This window comes from Streptomyces cirratus, assembly GCF_014650775.1.
GTDB lineage: Bacteria > Actinomycetota > Actinomycetes > Streptomycetales > Streptomycetaceae > Streptomyces > Streptomyces cirratus.
This window is the reverse complement of sequence record NZ_BMVP01000021.1, coordinates 40,995-60,235: the sequence shown is the minus strand read 5'-3', so window position 1 is coordinate 60,235 and position 19,241 is coordinate 40,995. Positions and strand designations below refer to the sequence as shown.

The 19,241-nt window shown below is 71.0% G+C and carries 16 protein-coding genes; 10 read left to right on the top strand and 6 right to left on the bottom strand.

All coding sequences use genetic code 11. The features are described from left to right. Positions 1–614: 614 nt before the first annotated feature. From IE207_RS30335 to IE207_RS30325, 3 genes are all read left to right on the top strand, one after another. Entirely contained in the window at positions 615–1,628 is a 1,014-nt protein-coding gene (locus IE207_RS30335; protein WP_308433689.1) for a bifunctional DNA primase/polymerase, read from the top strand. Then, entirely contained in the window at positions 1,625–3,169 is a 1,545-nt protein-coding gene (locus IE207_RS30330) for a DNA primase family protein (protein WP_190187538.1), read from the top strand. The genes IE207_RS30335 and IE207_RS30330 overlap by 4 nt, the downstream gene beginning before the upstream one ends. Before the next feature lie 216 nt (positions 3,170–3,385). After that, entirely contained in the window at positions 3,386–3,763 is a 378-nt protein-coding gene (locus tag IE207_RS30325) for a DUF6009 family protein (RefSeq protein WP_190187537.1), read from the top strand. A gap of 138 nt (positions 3,764–3,901) precedes the next feature. On the opposite strand, the gene tpg is transcribed toward IE207_RS30325, so the two are convergent. The 4 genes from tpg to IE207_RS30305 all read right to left on the bottom strand — a co-directional run bounded on the left by tpg (position 3,902) and on the right by IE207_RS30305 (position 9,068). Then, the gene (gene tpg, locus IE207_RS30320) at positions 3,902–4,462 is read right to left on the bottom strand and encodes a telomere-protecting terminal protein Tpg (RefSeq protein ID WP_190187536.1); all 561 of its coding nucleotides are present in this window, start codon (positions 4,460–4,462) and stop codon (positions 3,902–3,904) included. Between the two features lie 16 nt (positions 4,463–4,478). Then, entirely contained in the window at positions 4,479–6,701 is a 2,223-nt protein-coding gene (tap, locus tag IE207_RS30315; protein WP_190187535.1) for a telomere-associated protein Tap, read from the bottom strand. Positions 6,702–6,837: 136 nt separating this feature from the next. Continuing rightward, positions 6,838–7,800, bottom strand: a complete 963-nt coding sequence (locus IE207_RS33880) for a ParB/RepB/Spo0J family partition protein (RefSeq protein WP_190187534.1) — start codon at positions 7,798–7,800, stop codon at positions 6,838–6,840. Then, complete coding sequence (locus IE207_RS30305; RefSeq protein ID WP_190187533.1) at positions 7,797–9,068, bottom strand: ParA family protein; 1,272 nt, start codon at positions 9,066–9,068, stop codon at positions 7,797–7,799. Before IE207_RS30305 ends, IE207_RS33880 begins: the two co-directional genes overlap by 4 nt. 985 nt (positions 9,069–10,053) lie before the next feature. On the opposite strand from IE207_RS30305, the gene argG reads away from it, so the two are divergent. Beyond that, positions 10,054–11,499, top strand: a complete 1,446-nt coding sequence (gene argG, locus IE207_RS30300) for an argininosuccinate synthase (protein ID WP_190187532.1) — start codon at positions 10,054–10,056, stop codon at positions 11,497–11,499. Positions 11,500–11,784: 285 nt separating this feature from the next. Continuing rightward, on the top strand, positions 11,785–13,002 hold the full coding sequence (locus tag IE207_RS30295; protein WP_229874159.1) for a cation:proton antiporter domain-containing protein: 1,218 nt from the start codon (positions 11,785–11,787) through the stop codon (positions 13,000–13,002). Positions 13,003–13,192: 190 nt separating this feature from the next. Here the strand turns inward: IE207_RS30295 and IE207_RS30290 are convergent, their stop codons facing one another. Continuing rightward, the gene (locus IE207_RS30290; protein ID WP_190187531.1) at positions 13,193–13,963 is read right to left on the bottom strand and encodes an SDR family NAD(P)-dependent oxidoreductase; all 771 of its coding nucleotides are present in this window, start codon (positions 13,961–13,963) and stop codon (positions 13,193–13,195) included. A 284-nt stretch (positions 13,964–14,247) separates the two neighbouring features. On the opposite strand from IE207_RS30290, the gene IE207_RS33875 reads away from it, so the two are divergent. The 4 genes from IE207_RS33875 (at position 14,248) to IE207_RS30270 (ending at position 18,065) form a co-directional block, all read left to right on the top strand. Further along, complete coding sequence (locus IE207_RS33875) at positions 14,248–14,835, top strand: ScbR family autoregulator-binding transcription factor (protein WP_190187530.1); 588 nt, start codon at positions 14,248–14,250, stop codon at positions 14,833–14,835. 222 nt (positions 14,836–15,057) lie between these two features. Further along, the gene (locus IE207_RS30280) at positions 15,058–15,912 is read left to right on the top strand and encodes an AfsR/SARP family transcriptional regulator (RefSeq protein WP_190187529.1); all 855 of its coding nucleotides are present in this window, start codon (positions 15,058–15,060) and stop codon (positions 15,910–15,912) included. A gap of 110 nt (positions 15,913–16,022) precedes the next feature. Then, a complete protein-coding gene (locus IE207_RS30275; protein ID WP_190187528.1) occupies positions 16,023–16,778 on the top strand; it encodes a ScbR family autoregulator-binding transcription factor in 756 nt (251 codons plus the stop codon). A gap of 126 nt (positions 16,779–16,904) precedes the next feature. Next, a complete protein-coding gene (locus tag IE207_RS30270) occupies positions 16,905–18,065 on the top strand; it encodes an epoxide hydrolase family protein (protein ID WP_190187527.1) in 1,161 nt (386 codons plus the stop codon). Positions 18,066–18,153: 88 nt separating this feature from the next. On the opposite strand, the gene IE207_RS30265 is transcribed toward IE207_RS30270, so the two are convergent. Further along, positions 18,154–18,699, bottom strand: coding sequence for a flavoprotein (locus IE207_RS30265; RefSeq protein ID WP_190187526.1), 546 nt, complete (start codon positions 18,697–18,699; stop codon positions 18,154–18,156). Between the two features lie 60 nt (positions 18,700–18,759). On the opposite strand from IE207_RS30265, the gene IE207_RS30260 reads away from it, so the two are divergent. Further along, on the top strand, positions 18,760–19,176 hold the full coding sequence (locus tag IE207_RS30260; RefSeq protein WP_190187525.1) for an SgcJ/EcaC family oxidoreductase: 417 nt from the start codon (positions 18,760–18,762) through the stop codon (positions 19,174–19,176). Positions 19,177–19,241: the final 65 nt, after the last annotated feature.

Sequence of the window (19,241 nt, the reverse complement as noted above, 5' to 3'; positions counted from 1 at the left end):
CCCGCGCATACACGCACACGTGAGAAGTGGAAGAGCTGATTCTCAGTCCCTTTAGTCCCTGTCAGTTGTTCTTCACCCCTCTGACCTGCGGTTTCTTCCAGGGACTGAACAGCGAGGGACTTAACCGGATTCGGGGTGCTTTCAGACCCTGGGGGCGTGGGGCCGTGGCGGGGTGCTCCGGGTGATGGGTGATGTACTGGACTGGGAGAGGGGCGGAGCAGGGGCCTGGTGGAGGCCGGCTCGAAGGTGGAGGGACTCATGGTCGGTTCTCGGCCAGAAAGTGCGACACGCCCGGGTGTCGGCCGGTTGAAGAAGAGGAACCTTCCTGGATGAACTGGGCCATACCTTCACGTAGTGAGGGACCGAAGGGACTGAACTGGCGATACAGCGGCTATTTGAACCTGAGCCGCCGCGACCTCTGAGGTAACCTCCGCAATAGTGAATCTTCAGTCCCTCTGGTCCCTGAGCTGCAGGTGGAAGGCCACTCAAGGGAGCAACAAGGGGTTGGGAGCAGCCGCCCCTCACACCGCGTCAAGGAAGAGCCAGTGCCCGTGCGTTACGAAAGCCCGCCACACGAGGTGCATGGCGGGACCGCACTGGGCGTGGCCACGTGGATGGCGCTGCGCGGCTACCCTGTCCACCCCCTTGCGCCAGGGACCAAGACGCCTGCTCCGAACTGTTCCGAATGCCGGGAAGGGCAGCACCCGCCGCAGGCTTGCCCGTGCCACGCGCAGGACCGCTGGTGCCACGGCTTCCACGCGGCCACCACGGACCCCCGGACGGTCCGCCAGTGGTGGGGGGCCAACCCGGACTTCGGGATCGGTGTCGCCTGCGGACCTGCCGGGCTGGTGGTCATCGACGTCGACGCCCACGCCGTGCCGGTGCCGGACCGGCAGAAGCTGCTGCCCGGGATCCCCATCGACGAGCGCGTCGACCTGACCGGACTCAGCAGCGGCTTCGACACGTTGGCGCTCCTGGCGGCGTACAGGGGTGCGCTCGACCCCTGTGAGGACGCTTCGACCCTGCGCGTGCGTACGCCCTCGGGGGGCCTGCACATCTGGTACCGGACGCCCCTGGACGGGCCGCGCTTGCGGTGCTCCAGCGGTTCGAGCTCCAAGGTCGCCTTGGCCTGGCAGGTCGACGTACGCGCCGTCGGCGGCTACATCGTGGCGCCGACGACGCGCACGGCCGCCGGTGTCTACGAGGCGCTGGACGGGGCCCGTGTGCCTGCGGTCCTACCGATGTGGCTCACCGCCGAACTCGTGCGCACCGGCCACCGGGTGGATCCGCCTGCCCCCGCGCAGGCCACCGTCCCGCGACCGAAGACCCGGGGGTCCCAGGGACCCGGGCAGGCCGGCAGAAGGGTGCTGGCCTCGCTCCTGGACGAGGTCCGTGCCTGCGGCTCCAGTCCCGCGGGCACGGCGTTCAGCGAGAAACTCAACCGAGCCGCCTTCACCGCCGGAGGACTCACCGCCTCCGGCCACCTCACCCAGGCAGAAGCCCGGGAGCTGCTCCTCGAAGCTGCGAACCACGCGCGACCCCACCAGCCACGCCGAAACGTCCTCATCGTCGACACAGGGTTGCGCGCCGGCAGTGATCGGCCGATTCACCCCAAGGAGCGCCCATGAGCAGCGCCGGAAGCACGGGGTTCAACGCCCAGGCGGCGGCGGAACAGCTCGCCGCGTTCACGACGGACACCGCGCCGCAGGGCCGGCGCCTGCCCGCTCAGCAGAGCGGGACGCCCGCGGGCATCGGCGCTGCGGACTTCATCCAGGCCGGGCTGTTGAACAACCTGACCGATCGCGGCAACGCGAAGCTGTTCGCGCACCTCCACCACGACCGGTTCCGGCACGTGGAGGGACTGGGCTGGTACGTCTGGGACGAGTACCGGTGGAAGCGCACCGGCGGGGAGAAGGCGGCGATCTGGGCCGCCGGTGACATGGCGGAGGATCTGCCCGCCCACGACCCGCGCGGTCTGTTCACGGACCGTGAGCTGGCCCAGCACCGCAAGCGCACCATGTCCACCTCGGGCGTCAAGGCCATGCTGACGCAAGCGAAGGCGTCGCCCGAACTGGCGTTGGACCCGGACACCCTGGACGGGGACAAGTACGCGCTCTGCACCCCCGCCGGTGTGGTGGACCTGCGTACCGGCGATCTGCACAAGCCCAATCCGACGCGTGATCTGCATTCCCGTGCCACGCACCTGGCGCCCGAGGCCATGCCGACCCCGAGGTTCCACACCTTCCTCAAGCAGACTTTCGGCGATGACGACAAGGGCAAGGAGATGATCAATTTCCTTCATCTCCTGCTCGGCTACTCCATCACCGGTGACGTCGGCGGTCAGGTCCTGCCGTTCCTCTACGGCGTGGGCGCGAACGGCAAGTCCGCTCTGCTGGACGTCGTGATCAAGATCCTCGGTGATTACGCGGACGTGGCGCCGCCCGGGTTCCTGATGGAGCGCGGCAAGTTCAACGAGCACTCCACCGAGCTGACCGAACTGCACGGACGGCGCTTGTTCGTCTGCAGCGAGCTCAAGCCGCACGACAAGTTCGACGAGGCCCGCGTCAAGCTCCTCACGGGCGGCGACCGGCTCAAGGCACGGCGGATGCGGCAGGACTTCTTCAGCTTCGAGCCGACCCACAAGCTGTGGCTCCTGGGCAACCACCGCCCGGAGGTCGGCACCGGCGGCCACGCGTTCTGGCGCCGGATCCGCCTCATTCCCTTCGAGAAGGTCGTCCCCGACCACCGGAAGATCGACAACCTGGCGGAGGCACTCGTACAGGAGGAGGGTCCGGGCATCCTGCATTGGATGATCCAGGGAGCCAAGGCCTACCTCGCCGACAAACCACCGCTGACGGGGCCCAGCGTCGTACGCACCGCCACCCAGGCTTACGCGACGACCGAGGACCACATCGGGCGCTTCCTCGCGGAATGCTGCACCACCGGCGCGGAACTGCCCGATCCGCGCGACCTCAAGGTCGAACAGGGAGCCCTCTACCGTGCCTACAGTGCCTGGTGCCTTGATGGTGAGGGTCTGAGGCCCGCCACGACGCGTGCGTTCGCCACGCGGATCCGCGCGGAGGTGGGCGTCGCCTCGCCCAATGAGATGCTCCGTTCGAACGGGCAGAAGTTCTATCCGGGGCTGGCCCTTCTGGCCGATGAAGAGTAGGTCCCACGTGACGCGAACAGGGCAACTACGGCGTGACTGGTCGATGCGTGCTGCGGTCCCGGGGCGGGCACACCTACGATGGACAAGGATGATGAACGGATCCACCAGCCGGCGGGAGCCCACGGGGCTCCGTCGCATACCGGCATCGGCGTCGTTCGCGGCGCGGAGAAACCAGGGGCCCCGAAGGGCCGACGTGCACGAGGAAGGGTCCAGGCCATGAGCTCGCTACTGACAGCAAGCGATCTCGCCCACGAGGTCAAAGTGGTGTGGCTGGAGGATCCCGAAGAACTCGACTACGTACGGCAGGCCCTGGACAAGACTCCGCGCCGTCGGGGGAAGCCGCGCTACCACCGTGACGGGCGGATGATCGGGTTCACCGAGCTCGGCGACACGGCGGAAGCCGACCCCGACAGCGGGCTGCAGAAGCGGCGCGTCTTCTACCTCCTGCCGCACGACCGGGACGCCCAGCCCGAGGGGCTGTACCGGGAGGGCGCGCCGGGTGAGGCGGTCGACCCGCGGACCATCCAGCCCAGGCAGGTCGGCAGGAAGACCGAACGCTCGCAGCGAGGGCTTTCCGCCCCCACCGTGGCCTGACTGGCTTGTCTGGCCTGACTGGCTGGGTCGCCGGGTCGCCGGGCTGCTGCGTGGTGGCTGAAATGTGTTCGGCCTTGATGGCGGATTTCAGTCCCTTTGGTCCCTGGTAGTCCCTTCGGTCCCTCAGAAGGTGGCCCCTCAGAAGGCCAGGTCGACGTAGTCGATGTCGGTGAACTCGACCAGGAGGCCGGTGGCGCGGGCGCCGTTGTCCTTGAAGTAGATCTCTTGCAGCGCTTCGGCGGTGATCTGGCGGAGCTGGGCTTCGGTGGCGCCGGCCTCCTGGGCGGAGAAGAGGCGGCTCGCGTACTCCGGCGGGAGGTGCTGGGTGATGCGGCGCATGCGGCCGTCGTCGGTGGTGCCGGGGGCCGCGGTGAAGCCGAAGCGGGCGCGGGTCTCGATGACCAGGCCGGTGGTGCGGGCGGCCCGGTCGCGGGCGCGCCTGCGTACCAGGGGCTGCCAGCGGCGGCGTACCTCGGTCTCCAGGCGGGTGGCCAGGGCGGGCTTGGGGTGGCGGATCTGGTTCTTGACGTAGCGCTCGACCGTGCGCTGGGAAATGCCGAGCAGACGGGCCGTCTCCCGGGTGGACTTGAGCTGCTTGACGAGGAAGCGCATCTGGGCGCCCGCGGACCGGGGGACGGGGCGGGTGAAGTTCTGCTCGTCGGCGCGGATGAGGCTGTCGTCGATGTCGGAGGGTGGCATGGGTCCTTACTCTCGCTTACTCTCCGTCGGCCGCTGCGTCGTGGCCCTTGATGTGGCGTGCGGGGTTGAGCTGTGAGTCGAGCATTTCGACGGCCCAGAGGAGGGGCTGGGTGCCCTCGTGCTTGACCATGCCCGGGCTGACGCCGAGACGGAAGCCGCCGGGGAGGGGCTTGCCCTCGGGTGTGCGGGGGAGGAAGTCGAGGGGGCTGGGGCCGGGGGAAAGGTACACCGCGCAGTCGGAGAGGACCGCGATGGGGTACTGGCCGGCCGCTGTGGCGAGCTTGTGCATCTTGCGGTGCATGTTGACGCGGGCCGTGGAGATGACGGCGGCGCGGATGTCGGGTCGCCAGGTGGGGCGTTCGAGGGCCGGCCAGGGTTCGCCGTGGCGGTAGCCGGCGCCTTGGGGGCGTTCGCGGAGTTTGCCGATCCCGCCCTTGACGGTGGACTTGATGGCTGACAGTACCGGCTTGAGGGTGGGGTGGTGGGGCGTCGTGGCGCCGGTGGCCCCCGTTACCCCCGTTGCCATGGCCGCCATCGCCGTCAGGAACTCGGCCTCCGTGAGGGCGGGGGTGATGCCGAGGTCCGCCATGGTGGCCATGTAGGCGTCGCGGAGGCGGGTGTACCAGGCGTCGAGGTAGGGGCCGCTGTCGGGGCGGAGCCAGGCCTCGGTGGGGTGGACGGGGTGGCCGAGTTCCTGGGCGTAGGCGAGTGTCGGGGTCGCGTACCAGGCCGGGCCGGTCGGGGGCCGGCCGTGGGGGGTGAAGGGGCTGGGGAGGCGGGGATCCTGGGGGAGGGAGGAGAGGTCCGCCAGCCAGCAGCCGGGGGTCTTGGGGTCGAAGCGGGGCGCGGTGGTGTGGGTCGCGGGGCCCAGGCCGACGGTGAGGCGGTTGGCGGCCGCGGCGAAGGCCATGTTCACGTCGATGCCGACGGCGTGGGTGCGGGTGCACTCGTCGTCGGTGAGGAGCTGGGGGTCGCGGATCCAGTCGTACGCCTCTTCGTCCAGGACCTGGTCCGGGGTGCGCTGGTGGGCGCGGGGGTACAGGGCGGCGACGACGGGGTGTTCGTCGGGGGCCTCCGGGGGCGCCGGGTCGACGGGGCGGGTGAGGGAGCCGGCGACGGGGGCGGACTCCCAGGTGTTGGTGACGGGGTTGCGGGCGGCGCGGGTGGGCGGGCGCAGGGCCGTCATGAGTTCGAGGCCGGTGACCGCCGTGGAGCCTCGGGGGGTGAGGACGCGGGTGGCGTAGGTGGTGAGCAGATCGGCGAGTTCGGGGGCGGGGAGGTCGGCGGTGTCCTCGCCCCAGGCGCGGGGGTCGAGGGCGCCCCAGGGGAGGATCGCGAGCTGGACGCACTGGCGGCCGGTGGTGGGGGTGGCGGGGCGGTAGATGCGGGGCCAGGGACCGAAGCCGCGGCGGGTGAGCTGCCACTTGTGCTTCGCGAGGAGCTTGAGGGTGGGGTGGTCGTCGGGGAGGCGCAGGCCGCGGCGGTCTTCGAGTGTGAGGGGGAGGCCGAGGGCTTCGGTGGCGGCGGCGGTGAGGACGAGGAGGGGGTCGCCGTCCTTGCCGTTGCGGTGGAGGCGGGGGGAGCGGAGGTTGGCGTCGGGGGAGAGGGCCCAGGCGATGAGGGTGGGGAGGTCGGTGGCGGCCTTGGGGGGGAGGTCGAGGAGGAGGCCGCCGGCGGCGTGGGCTTGGGGGGTGCCGGTGAGGACGGCGAGGGGGGTGGTCCCTTGCGGGGGGGTGGGGGGTGCGGCCTTGGGGGTGGGGAGCCGGGTGGGGGAGGGGGGTGCGGTGGGTGTGGGGGCGTTAACGGCGTTAACGCCGTTAACGGTGGGGGAAGGTGCGGGGGTGTTAACGGCGTTAACGGTGGGGGTGGGTGCGAGGCGTGCGGGGTTGTCAACGGCGTTAACGCCGTTAATGGTGGGGGCGGCGGGTGCGGGGGCGTTAACGGCGTTAATGGTCTGGGGGGCCGGGGCGTCGACGGGGTGGAGGGTGGCGAGGCCTTCCAGGAGGCGGGCGTAGGCCGCGCGCTTGGGCGGACGCGGCGCGGTGCGGCCGGTTTCCCAGGAGGTGACCGTTTCGCGGCGGACGGAGAGGGCCTTGGCGATCTGGTCCTGGCTCAGCCCGGCGGCTTCGCGCAGGCGCTTGCGCTCGTCCGGGTGCGGCAGGGGGTCCTGCGCGGCTGCCTCTTCGAGGAGGGCGTCGACCGCTGCGAAGAGCGTGGTCTGTTCAGGATCGTTGCTCATGGCGTCTCGGCGGGTCTCTCGTCGTGTTTCTCGTTCAGCAGGTCTCCGCCGGTAAGGCTATGCGAACCGCACCTCTGAACGCACATGAAACGCACGTGGGGCGTTAACGGCGTTAACGCCCCATCGGGGTTCTGCCTCAGATGCGGGAGAGCAGGAGCTCGGTGACGGCCTTGAGGTCGTCGGGGGTGAGGTGAGCGGTGAGGGCGTCCGCGATCGTTTCCGGGGAGTGCGTGGAGATGGTGATGCGCGGTGCGGGGGAGGGGTGTGGGGGAGGGGTGAATGTTGATGTTGATGGGGTGGGCGGGGTGAGCGGGGTCGTGGGGGTGGGTGGGGCAGGTGAGGCGTTAACGGCGTTAACGCCGTTAACGGGGGTGCGTTGGCGAGGGGGGTTAACGGCGTTAATGGTCTCGTCGGCTGCCGCCGCCTGTGCCTCTTGGGGGAGCCGGCCGATGCGGCGGGCCGGCTCCACCTTGAGTTCGCCCGTGTCGACCTTCTCCTGGAGGGTGGGCGTCAGGTTGAGGAGGGCCAGGCGCTGGGAGACCCAGGCTGCCGTCTTGCCGAGTCGCTTGGCGACCTGGGCCTGGGAGCCGTGGACGTCGACGAGTTCCTGGAGCGCGCGGGCCTGGTCCATGGGTGCGACGTCGACGCGGTGGACGTTCGCGATCAGCGCCGATTCGAGGATGTCGGCGGCGGATGCGGACAGTGCGTCGTTGACGTGGATGTGCATGGTCTTGAGACCGGCCAGCTGGGCGGCCGCGAGTCGCCGGTTGCCGTCGATGACGACGTACGGGGCGCGGCCCAGGCCGTCGGTCTGGCCCGGGTGCGCCTCCATGAAGGCCATACGGGTCGCGACCGCGAGGGGCTGGAGCTGACCCCGGGAGAGGAGGGACTGGGCCAGCTCGTCGAGTTCGGTGAGGTCCTCGCGGAGGTTGAAGGGGTTGTGGGCGAGGGCCTCGATGGGTACCTCGGAAGGGGGGACGATGCCGGAGGTGGGGGCGCCGGTGGCTTCGGCGATCGCCGCGCGTCGGGAGCTGACGCCGACGGGCTGCGCCCGGGCGAAGGAGGCGGAGACTCCCAGTTTGTCGGCCTTGCTGCTCATGAGATCTCCCGGGCGAGGGCGCGGAGGGCTACGGCCTGGTCGCCCTTGGGCGCGTAGACGAAGAGGGGCTGCTTCACGCGGACGGCTTCGCGTTGTTCCTTGAGGTCGGGGACGATCGCCACGACCCGCGGATCCTTTATGTCCATCCAGGCCTGGAGGGAGGAGGTGGCGATGTAGCCGCGGCGGCCGTCGTAGAGGTTCACGACGAGGCCGAGGTAGTCGATGTCGAGGCTGAGGTCGTCGCGCAGATCGTTGATCTGGGACGTGAGGAGGTCGTAGGCGTCGGCGGAGGAGTCCTCGGCCTGTACGACGATCAGCGCGCCGGAGGCGCCGGGCTGTTCGGTGTCGCGTCGGCGGCCGTAGTAGATGGCCGCGTCCATGCTGAGCCCGAGGCTCGGCGGGCAGTCGATGAGGATGACGTCGTAGTCGGCTTCGACGGGGGCGAGGGCGCGTTCGAGGGCGGCTTCGCGGGCGCGGACGGTGGAGAGGCGGACGTCGAGGAGGAAGGCGTCGGTGCAGGCGGGGAGGAGGTGCAGGCGGTCGCCGAAGCGGTCGTCGGGGACGGGGACGATCAGGTCGGTGAGGGGGCCCTTGGCTTCGCCGGCCATGTGGCAGGTGAGGCTGTCGCCGCCGATGGGGAGGGGCTGTTGGCCCAGCTGCTTGGTGAGGTGGCCCTGGGGGTCGAAGTCGACCAGGAGTACGCGCATGCCGAGGCCGGGGAGGTCTTCCAGGTCGACGGGCGTCGTCTCGGAGTAGGAGGCCCCCCGTTCTCCGGTCGGTTCGTCGGAGGCGGGGGAGAGGCGGGCCAGTTGGCGCGCGACGCGGACCGGGTGGAGGGTCGAGGGGTCCTCGGCGAGGGCCTCGGCGGTGCCGGCGGTGATGGCGGTCTTGCCCACGCCGCCCTTCTGGTTGCACACGACGATGCGGCGTACGACGGAGGGCCGCTTGACGGTGGGGGCGGGGTTCATCTCCAGCCAGAGGTGCACTGCTTGGGCGAGACCTTGGATGAGGGAGACGCCACGGTCCTTGGAGGCGGCGCGGAAGGATTCCCACTGGCCGATGGGCAGCCAGGTGGAGAAGGACTCGGCGCCGGAGGTGTCGACGGGGGAGGGGGCGGAGGCGAGGGCGCTCCAGTGGGCGATGCCCTGGTGGACGGCGTCCTGGATGTCGACGCGCAGTTGGGCTGTGCGGATCTTCAATTCCTGGCGGAGCCACGGGGGGAGCTTGGAGACGACCTTCTCTCGGTCGCTCTGGGAGGGAGAAGTCATGTGAGGGACTTTACTAACGTTTCGGGGTGGATGTGGGCGCCACGCTTGGGTTTTGCTAACGAAGTGGGTGGGGGTGGGTGGGACGGCGGTCTGGCGCCGGGCTGTTGGGCGGGGCGTTCGGGTTGCGGCCTTGGCCGCCCTGGGGGTTGTGGGTGGTCGAAGGAGCCCGCCGGCTTCAGGTGGCGGGTGGTGGATGTGGTGTGGGTCGTGTGCCGTTTGGTGGCCCGGGCTTGCTGAGGTGAGGGCGGCGTACGCGTCGCCGAGGCTGATGCCGTTCGGGGTCGCGGGACGGGTGGGTGTGGCGTTCCTGGGAGGGAGCCAGGCGTTAACGCCGTTAATGGGTGTGCGGCGGAACGTTGGGCGGGCCGGGGGTGGTGTGGGGTGATGCCTCGGCGGGGGTGCTGGGTCGGCGACCACGGGGTGGGTCGGGGCGCTGTGGACAGGGGGTGGGGCAAACCGTCCGCTAGGCCCCCTGGATGTGGGTTACGGCTCGGCCAGGGGGCTGGGGCCCGGGTTTGGGCCCGGTGGGAGGGCGAGGTCTGGTCGGGGAGTCGAGCCGTCAGTGGGTCTGGGCGTGCGGGAGCCGCGTCGGGGGTGAAGGCGGCCGAGGCTCGGGTGGGGCAGCGGATCCTGGGCGGGGGCGTTAACGCCGTTAATGGTGGAGGGCTTGGTCTGGGGGTCGGAGGCCGACGAGGGCGAGGTAGGCGTTAACGCCGTTAATGGTGGAGGCGCGGGTGAGGTGTTAGTGGGTCGGGCTTCGGCGGTGGGCCCGGTGGGATGGGCCGCCGGGGATGGGCGGCTCGGGGGAGGGTGCCGACCGTCGATGGGTGCGGGCTGGGGGGTCGGGGCGGGGTGGGCGTTAACGCCGTTAATGGTGGAGGGCTGGTCTGGGGGGCGGAAGCCGGCGAGGGCCGGGGGAAGCGTTAACGGCGTTGATGCGGGGTGGGGTTTTGCATGATCATGCGGGGGAGTGCATACTCTTCCTATGTCTAAGGTCCTCACCTCCCTTCCTGCCGGCGAGCGCGTCGGCATTGCCTTCTCAGGCGGTCTCGACACGTCGGTCGCGGTCGCGTGGATGCGCGACAAGGGTGCGATTCCCTGCACCTACACCGCCGACATCGGTCAGTACGACGAGCCCGACATCGGGTCCGTGCCCGGTCGGGCGAAGGCGTACGGCGCCGAGATCGCGCGGCTGGTCGACTGTCGTGCCGCGCTGGTGGAGGAGGGGCTGGCCGCGCTGACGTGCGGTGCGTTCCACATCCGTTCCGGCGGGCGGGCGTACTTCAACACCACGCCCCTCGGCCGCGCCGTCACGGGCACGCTCCTCGTGCGGGCGATGCTCGAGGACGACGTACAGATCTGGGGCGACGGCTCGACCTTCAAGGGCAACGACATCGAGCGGTTCTACCGGTACGGCCTGCTCGCCAACCCGCACCTGCGGATCTACAAGCCCTGGCTGGACGCCGACTTCGTGACCGAGCTGGGCGGCCGCAAGGAGATGTCGGAGTGGCTCCTCGCCCACGACCTGCCCTACCGGGACAGCACGGAGAAGGCGTACTCCACCGACGCCAACATCTGGGGCGCCACCCACGAGGCCAAGACGCTGGAGCACCTGGACACCGGCGTGGAGACCGTTGAGCCGATCATGGGCGTGCGGTTCTGGGACCCCTCCGTCGAGATCGCCACCGAGGACGTGACGATCGGCTTCGACCAGGGCCGTCCGGTGACCATCAACGGGGAGAAGTTCGCCTCGCCCGTCGCCCTGGTGATGGAGGCGAACGCCATTGGCGGGCGTCACGGCATGGGCATGTCGGACCAGATCGAGAACCGGATCATCGAGGCCAAGAGCCGCGGCATCTACGAGGCCCCCGGTATGGCCCTGCTGCACGCGGCGTACGAGCGCCTGGTGAACGCGATCCACAACGAGGACACCGTCGCCCAGTACCACAACGAGGGACGGCGCCTCGGCCGCTTGATGTACGAGGGCCGCTGGCTGGACCCGCAGGCACTGATGGTCCGGGAATCGCTGCAGCGCTGGGTCGGCGCGGCCGTCACCGGTGAGGTGACGCTGCGGCTGCGGCGGGGTGAGGACTACTCGATCCTCGACACCTCGGGTCCCGCGTTCAGCTACCACCCGGACAAGCTGTCCATGGAGCGCACCGAGGACTCGGCCTTCGGCCCGGTGGACCGGATCGGCCAGCTCACGATGCGCAACCTGGACATCGCCGACTCGCGCTCCAAGCTGGAGCAGTACGCGGCGCTCGGTCTGATCGGCACCGCCAACCCGGCGATCGGCGCCGCGCAGGCGGCCGCGACCGGGCTGATCGGCAACATGCCGGAGGGCGGAGCGGAGGCCATCGCCTCGCGGGGCGAGGTCTCCGAGGACGAGGAGATGCTGGACCGCGCCGCCATGGAGTTCGGCACCGACTGATCGCAGGCGGGGGAGGGAAGGCCGGTTCGGCGCCTTTGGCGCTGGGCCGGCCTTCCGGCGTCGGGGGTGGGGAGGCGTTAACGCCGTTAATGCGTACGGCGGACGCAGTTTGGGCGCGGGTGATGGGCCCGTGGGAGGGTTCGGGCTGCGGATCTTCGAGGGGATCGGGTTGCTGGTGGAGGGGCGGCGGCGACCTTCGGAAGTACCGGCGTTGCGGCGTAGGTCCGTTTCCCGCGCGGGGGCGCGGGGGCAGGGGGCCGGGGACGCCGTCTTCGGGAGGGGCCTGTGGCGGGTGATCCGCTGCCGGGAGTGCTGATCGCGGTACCGGTGGTCCTGCTGCTGTGCGGGGCGGGTGCGGTGGTGATGCGGAGGTGCGGGCAGCCGGCGGTGGTCGGGGAGATCGCCGTGGGGATCCTACTCGGGCCCTCGCTGCTCGGGTGGGTGTGGCCGGAGGGGCAAGGGTGGCTGCTGCCGGGGAAGGTGCTTCCGTACCTGGGGGTGCTGGGGAACCTGGGCCTCGTGGTCTTCATGTTCCTCGTCGGGCTCGAGCTGGACCTCGGCCTGTTGCGGGGCCGCGGGCGGACCGTGGCGGTGGTGAGCCAGGCGAGTGTCGTCGTACCGCTGGCGCTCGGCGGGCTGCTGGCGGCGGGGATGTACGGGTCCTTCGCGCCGGAAGGGGTGGGCCGGGGCGAGTTCGTACTGTTCGTGGCGGTGGCGATGAGCGTGACGGCGTTCCCGGTGCTGGCGCGGATCCTGACGGAGCAGGGGCTGCACGGGACGCCGGTCGGGGCGGTGGCGATGGCGAGCGCGGCGGCCGCGGACGTGGTGGCGTGGTGCCTGCTGGCGGTGGTCGTGGCGGTGGCGGGCGGGGGTGGGGCCGCCGGGGCGGCGGTCACCGGGGTACTGGCCGGGGCGTTCCTCGCCGGGATGTGGTGGGGGCTACGGCCGGTGCTGGCCCGGTGTGCGAAGCGGCGGGCCGACGGCGGCGGTGGGGTGGTCGGGCTGTTCGCCGGGCTGTGCGTGGCGGCGTACGCGACGGACGCCATCGGTGTGCACGCGCTGTTCGGTGCGTTCGTGTTCGGCGCGGTGGTGCCGCGGGACTGGGCGCCGGTGGAGGGGGCGGCCCGGCGGATGCGGGAGGTGGTGGTGCCGGTGCTGCTGCCGTTGTTCTTCGTCGGGAGCGGGCTCCGGACGGACGTCGGGTTGCTGGGCGGCGACGCGGGGGCGTGGCTGTGGGTGGGGGCGGTGCTGGTGGTGGCGGTCGCCGCGAAGTGGGGCGGGGGTGCGGGGGCCGCTTTGCTGGCGGGGGAGCCGGTGCGGGACGCGGTGGTGCTGGGGGCGCTGCTGAACTGCCGGGGGGTGACGGAGTTGGTCGTGCTGAACGTGGGGCTCGGGCTGGGGGTGATCGGGCCGGAGCTGTTCACGGTTCTGGTGCTGATGGCCTTGGTGACCACGGGGGTGACGGGGCCGGTGGTCCGGCGGATGCTGGGGGGCAACCGTTAACGGCGTTAACGTCGTTAACGGTGAGGGGGTGGGGCGCGGGGGCCGACGCGGGGCGTTAACGCCGTTAACGCCGTTAACGCCGTTAACGCCGGCGGTGCGGCAGACCGTTAACGGCGTTAACGCTGTGGACGCCCCAGAGTCGTCAGCCCGTCGGTCGTTAACGGCGTTAACGCCGTTAACGCCGTGGACCTCAGCGGGTGGTCCAGCCGCCGTCCACGGAGAGGGTGGTGCCGACCACGAAAGAGGCGCGGTCGCTGCAGAGCCACACGGCTGCTTCGGCGATCTCGGCCGGGTCGGCGATACGGGGGAGGGGAGCCGCCTGCAGGAGGACGTCCTCCATCTCCGGGTTGCTCTTGAGCCAGGTGTCGATCATCTCGCTGCGCGTGGAACCGGGGGCGATGGCGTTCACGCGGATGCCGTGGGGCGCGTACTCGGTGGCGGCAGCCTTGGTCATGCCGATGACGGCGTGCTTGGAGGCGATGTACGGGGCCGACACCGGTGTGGCCACCAGGCCGGCGGTACTGCTGTTGTTCACGATCGCGCCGCCTCCGGTGAGCAGCATCGCGCGGATCTCGTGGCGCATGCAGTTCCAGACGCCGCGGACGTTGGTGTCCATCGTGGTGTCGTACGCGTCCTCGTCGAGCAGGTGCATGGGCTTCGGCTCGACGCCGTACCCCGCGTTGTTGAACGCGGCGTCCAGCCTGCCGTACGTGTCCACGGCCGCGGCGACGGCGCGGGCCACGTCCTCGCTCTTCGCGACGTCGGCGACGACGTACTGGGCCCGGTGTCCGGCGGCGCGCAGTTCCTCGGTGAGTGCGGCCAGTTGTGCCTCGCGGCGGGCCACCAGTGTGACCGCGGCGCCTTCACGGCAGAACACCCGGGCGGCGGCAGCTCCTATTCCTGCGCTGGCACCCGTGATCAGGGCCGACTTGCCTATGAGAACACCGATGTCACCGCTCATGAAGGCTGACAGTAGCAGCGGGTAGGCGGGTTGGAACCAGGCCGTCACGTGATCGCATTCACCGGGCGGATCGGGGGCGGGGCGGGTGCCGGAAAGGGATCGGGGGAGAGGGGCGGAGGGCGGGTTGTGTGGAGGGTGCGCGGAGCGGCGGCGCGGACTCGGAAGCTGTGGCTCCAGTGGGAGTCCGCCCGGGCTCGGCTGCGGGCACCGACTGTGGCCGCCCGAACTCGTCACACCTTCTTCGGTGTACCGCGCATGCGGCGCATGCGGTTTGTGGAGCCCCCATGGATAAGCAGGAGCGTGCTGCGCGCACGCGGGAATCACTCGTGCGCGCGGCGGCGGAGGTGTTCGCCGAGGAGGGTTTCGCCGCCGCGTCGGTGGCGACGATCAGCCGCCGGGCCGGAGTGACCACCGGGGGGTTCCACTTCCACTTCGCCGGGAAGGCGGCGCTCGCCCGGGCGGTCGAGGACCGGTCCGTGGAGGCGGTGCGGCAGGTCATTGATACGGCCAGGGCGGCGGGGGAGGTGGCGTCGGACCCGTTGGGGGTGCTGCTGGACTCCACGTCCGCGCTGATGGCGCTGCTGGCCGAAGACGTCGTGGTGCGCGCCGGCTTCGGGTTGTCCGCCGACGTCTCGCGTGGGAGCCGGGTCGACGTGTGGGGACGCTGGCGGCTGTGGGTGGACGAGTTACTGGAGGCCGCCGAGCGCGGCGGGACCCTGGCCGAGGGCGTGTCCCGGCGGGACGTGGCGCGGGCGGTGGTGGCCTCGACTGTCGGGCTGGAGGTGATGGGCGCCGCCGAGCCGGGGTGGGTGGGGCCGGAGACGGTGGCGCGGATCTGGACGCTGATGCTGGGTGGGCAGGGGCCGAGGTAGATAAGAGAAGCATCGGAACAAGACCAAACGGTTTGGTATGCGAGGTGGGAGAGGGCGAGGTGGTGGTGGGTGTAAGGCGGAAACGGTGCAGGTGGGGTGGGTGGGAAGTAGATGGTGGGGAGGGGAGTGGCGTGAAAAGAGGTGGCGCAATCCCGGTTGACAAACCGTCTGTCCCGTTTTTTACTGGCTCCTGCGACTCATCCAAGGACAGGGGAGTACGACGTGGACATCGATGTACTGGGCGCACTGGCCGTGCGGGAGAACGGGATCTCCATAACGCCGACCGCCCCCAAGCCCCGGCAGGTCCTGGCCCTCCTGGCCCTCCATGCCGATCAGGTGGTACCCGTATCGGCGCTGATCGAGGAGCTGTGGGGCGGCCTGCCGCCGCGCAGCGCCCGTACGACGTTGCAGACGTACGTACTCCAGTTGCGCTCGCTCATCGCGGCCGCCCTGGAGGGCGGTGACGGTTCGCGGACGGCGAAGGACGTGCTGGTCACGCTGCCGGGCGGGTACCTGCTGAACAGCGGGGGCGGGACGAGCGACGTGCGGGAGTTCGACCGGCTCTCCGGGATGGGCTACCGGGCGATGGACGCCGGTGACCACCCGGGGGCGGCGAGGCTGCTGCGGGAGGCGCTGGCGCTGTGGTCGGGACCGGCGTTCGCGGACGTCCACGGCGGCGTGCAGCTGGACATGGAGACGCGGCGGCTGGAGGAGACCCGGCTGTGCGCGCTGGACCAGCGGATCGAGGCTGACCTGCGGCTGGGGCGGCACCGGGAGTTGCTGGCGGAGCTGACGGTGCTGGTGAGCCGGTACCGGACGCACGAGAACCTGCACGGGCAGTTCATGCTCGCGCTGCACCGGTCGGGGCGGCGGGGGGAGGCGCTGGACGTGTACCAGCGGCTGCGCACGACGCTGGTCAGGGACTTGGGGCTGGAGCCGTCGGCCGCGTTGCGGCGGTTGCAGCGGTCGATCCTGATGGCGGGGCCGGACGGGGTCGCCGCGGGGCGGGTCGTCGGTGCGGGGGCGACTGCCGGTGCGGGTGTGGCGGACGTGCGGGAGCGGCTCGTACGGGCTTGATGTGCGGGTAGGGGCAGATGTGCGGCCTTGGGCGACGGGCCTTGGGTGACGGGCCCGCTGTCGGGGCGGTGTGGTGCGGGCTTGGCGGCGCGGGCGAGAGGAGACGAGCGGTGCAGGAGAGGTCGGAGCGGACACGTAGGCGGTTGGTCTTCGCCGGGGCCGAGTTGTTCCACCGCCACGGGTACGCCAACGCGACGCTGGGGGACATCGCGCGGGCGGCGGGGGTCACCAAGGGGGCGCTGTACTTCCACTTCGCGTCGAAGGACGACTTGGCCGACGCCGTGCAGCGGCAGGGATGCCGGCTGTTGCACGAGGCGGTACGAGGGCTGCGGGAGGGCGGGGCCTCGCCGTTGCAGGTGCTGATCGACACGACGCACTGGCTGGCACGGACGCTGCACGAGGATGCGGCGATACCGGCGAGCTTCCGGATCACCAAGGAGTGTGCGGGGCAGCAGCCGGCGGTGATGGACTTCCACGGTGCGTGGTTGGCGTCGGTGTGCGGGTTGCTGCGGATGGCGCGGGACGCGGGGGAGCTGGCGGGGGCGGGGTTCGTCGGGGCCGGCGGTTTCGGCGGGGACGGGGAGCTCGGCGGGGACGGGGAGCTCGGCGCGGGGCGGTGGGAGGAGGCGGAGTCGTTGGTCGCCGCCGCCCTGTCGGGTATCGAGGTGCTGTCCGGGACCGGTTTGTCGTACGGGGAGTTGCGGCGCAAGGTCGCGGCGCTGTGGGGGTTGCTGCTGCCGAGCCTGGTGGGCGGGGCGCGGGTGGGGGAGTACCGGACGGACGGGATGGCGGAGGCGGAGGCGGACGCGGAGGCGGCCGGCGCCGGGGTCGGTGTGGCTGTCGGGGCGGTCGGCGGCGTCGGTTGAGGGTGCGCCAGGGCGGCGGGGCAGTGGGCGGCGGTGGGGGTGCGCGGGGGTAGCGGGCCGCGGTGCGGGTGGGGCCGGGTGTAAAAGCCGTTCGGGGTGGGGTGGGTTTGGGGGCAGGGTGGGCGGATGGACGGGATGCGGCGGTACCGGGTCGAGGTCGGGCAGGCGGAGCTGGACGACCTGTGGGGGCGGCTGGAGCGGGTGCGCTGGCCCGATGAGTTGGGCGGGGTGGGGTGGGCGTACGGGATCCCGGTACGGGAAGTGCGGGAGCTCGTACGGTACTGGCGCGAGGAGTACGACTGGCGGGCCGCCGAAGCCCGCTTGAACGAGTGGCCGCAGTACACCACCGTGATCGACGGGGCCACCGTGCACTTCGCACACGTCCGTTCGCCCGAACCCGGCGCGACCCCGCTGCTGATGACGCACGGATGGCCCGGGTCGTTCGTGGAGTTCCAGAAGGTCGTGGGGCCGCTGACCGATCCGCGGGCGTACGGGGGAGACCCCCGGGACGCCTTCGACGTCGTACTGCCGCACATCCCGGGATTCGCGCTGTCCGGGCCGACCACCGAGACCGGCTGGGAGTTCAAGCGGGTCGCGCGGGCCTTCGGGACGCTGATGGAGAGGCTCGGGTACGAGACGTACGGGGTCCAGGGCGGCGACTGGGGAGCCGCCGTCTCGCGGGAGCTGGGCAGGATCCGGGCCGGGAACGTGGTCGGCGTGCACCTGAACCTGCTGCCCGGAGGCGGGGCGACGGCACCGCCCGGGGCGACGGAGCTGGAGGAGCTGGAACCGGCCGAGCGGGCGCGGACGCTGGCGTCCTGGGAGCGGTACCGGGTGTGGGCGAAGGAGCGGCAGGGGTACGCCGACATCCAGGCGACCCGGCCGCAGACGCTCGCCTACGCGTTGAACGATTCACCGGTGGGGCTGCTCGCCTGGATCGGGGAGAAGTTCGCGGAGTGGAGCGATCCGCAGTGCCCGATCGACCGCGACCAGATGCTGACCAACGTGATGCTGTACTGGCTCACGGGAACGGCCGGGTCCGCCGCCCGCATCTACTACGAGCGTGCCCACGCCGACTATCACGGGAAGCCGCCCGAGGTGTCCACGACCCCGACCGCCCTCGCGGACTTCCCCCGGGACAACTTCGTCCCGCTGCGGCACGTGGCGGAGCGCACCGAGCGCATCGTGCGGTGGACTTCGTTCGACCGGGGCGGCCACTTCCCGGCCATGGAGGTGCCGGAGCTGCTGGTCGGGGACGTACGCGCCTTCTTCCGCGGAGTGCTGTGATCACGGGAGGAGACCTGCGCGCGGTCGCGGCGGACCTGTTGCGCGAAGTGAGCGACGGGAGGCAACGGGGGAGTGGCCCGGTGCCCGGCTACGGGGTCGGGCCGGTCGTGGCCCGGTCCACCGCGTCGAGGGCCGGGCCCCAGGGGAAGGCGGGGGCGGGGGTGCCTTCGGCGGGCGCGGTGGGGGCGGTCTCGCCGTAAAGGAGCTCGACGCCAGCGCCCCGTAGCACGCTCAGGGACAGCTCGAAGCGGGGGTGCGCCGCAAGGGCGGGGCTCAGGCAGGGTACGGCCACCGTCGGGGTGCCCCGGCCGATGGCTTCGGCGGCGAGCCCGGCGACGAACCGGTCGGTGAGCCCGAGGGCCCAGGCGTTGAGCGAGTTGAAGGTGGCGGGGGCGAACAGCAAGGCGTCGGCGGGCGGCCACGGGTCGGGCTCGCCGGGCAGCGGGTACTGCCACCGCACGGGATTGCCGGTGAGCGCGGCCAGTCCGTCGAGGCTTCCGGCCACCCAGTGCGCGGCGGTCGGGGTGAGGCCGAGGCAGACGTCCCAGCCGCGCGACTGGGCGTCCTCGACGACATGCGCCACGTCGAAGACGGGTGGGGCGGCTGAGCAGAGCAGGTACAGAGTCCTCGTCATACCGATCATGTGATCATATTTCTTGACCTCAACCATGCTTGAGGGTCCAAGGTGTTCTCCATGGACATCAACAGCGAAGAGCAGAACGCCGTGGTCAAGGCCATCGCGGAGGTGGTCGCCACCGTCGAACGCACCCAGCGCGCGAAGGACGCCGAGGGGTTCCTCGCGCTCTTCCACCCCGACGCGATATGGACCACCGCCCACGGCAGGGTGCTGATCGGCTTCGAGGAGATCGCCGCGTTCACGCGAGCCGTGCTGCCGGCGGCGAGCTGGGACGGCCGGGTGACGTACGAGGTGACGCACACCGTGTTCCTGCGGCCGGACGTGGCCGCGGTGAAGGTCCGTCAGGTGTACGCGCCGGCGGAGGAGGGCGCCGCCGCCGGCGAAGGGGCGCCGCTGTACGTGGTGACCCGGCAGGGCGACGGGCGTTGGCTGCTGACCGCCTGCCAGAACACCGAAGTGCGCGAGGACCGATGAGTCCCGGGAGGGCGACCTCCGCTGGATCCAGGTCACCGGCTCCCCGCTGAGGGGGGCGTTCGTCC

Excerpts from the sequence above, each read along its gene's own strand:
- IE207_RS30335 (WP_308433689.1), top strand. The coding sequence starts at position 615 with ATGGCGCTGCGCGGCTACCCTGTCCACCCCCTTGCGCCAGGGACCAAG.
- IE207_RS30330 (WP_190187538.1), top strand. The coding sequence starts at position 1,625 with ATGAGCAGCGCCGGAAGCACGGGGTTCAACGCCCAGGCGGCGGCGGAA.
- IE207_RS30325 (WP_190187537.1), top strand. The coding sequence starts at position 3,386 with ATGAGCTCGCTACTGACAGCAAGCGATCTCGCCCACGAGGTCAAAGTG.
- tpg (WP_190187536.1), bottom strand. The coding sequence starts at position 4,462 with ATGCCACCCTCCGACATCGACGACAGCCTCATCCGCGCCGACGAGCAG.
- tap (WP_190187535.1), bottom strand. The coding sequence starts at position 6,701 with ATGAGCAACGATCCTGAACAGACCACGCTCTTCGCAGCGGTCGACGCC.
- IE207_RS33880 (WP_190187534.1), bottom strand. The coding sequence starts at position 7,800 with ATGAGCAGCAAGGCCGACAAACTGGGAGTCTCCGCCTCCTTCGCCCGG.
- IE207_RS30305 (WP_190187533.1), bottom strand. The coding sequence starts at position 9,068 with ATGACTTCTCCCTCCCAGAGCGACCGAGAGAAGGTCGTCTCCAAGCTC.
- argG (WP_190187532.1), top strand. The coding sequence starts at position 10,054 with ATGTCTAAGGTCCTCACCTCCCTTCCTGCCGGCGAGCGCGTCGGCATT.
- IE207_RS30290 (WP_190187531.1), bottom strand. The coding sequence starts at position 13,963 with ATGAGCGGTGACATCGGTGTTCTCATAGGCAAGTCGGCCCTGATCACG.
- IE207_RS33875 (WP_190187530.1), top strand. The coding sequence starts at position 14,248 with ATGGATAAGCAGGAGCGTGCTGCGCGCACGCGGGAATCACTCGTGCGC.
- IE207_RS30270 (WP_190187527.1), top strand. The coding sequence starts at position 16,905 with ATGGACGGGATGCGGCGGTACCGGGTCGAGGTCGGGCAGGCGGAGCTG.
- IE207_RS30265 (WP_190187526.1), bottom strand. The coding sequence starts at position 18,699 with ATGACGAGGACTCTGTACCTGCTCTGCTCAGCCGCCCCACCCGTCTTC.
- IE207_RS30260 (WP_190187525.1), top strand. The coding sequence starts at position 18,760 with ATGGACATCAACAGCGAAGAGCAGAACGCCGTGGTCAAGGCCATCGCG.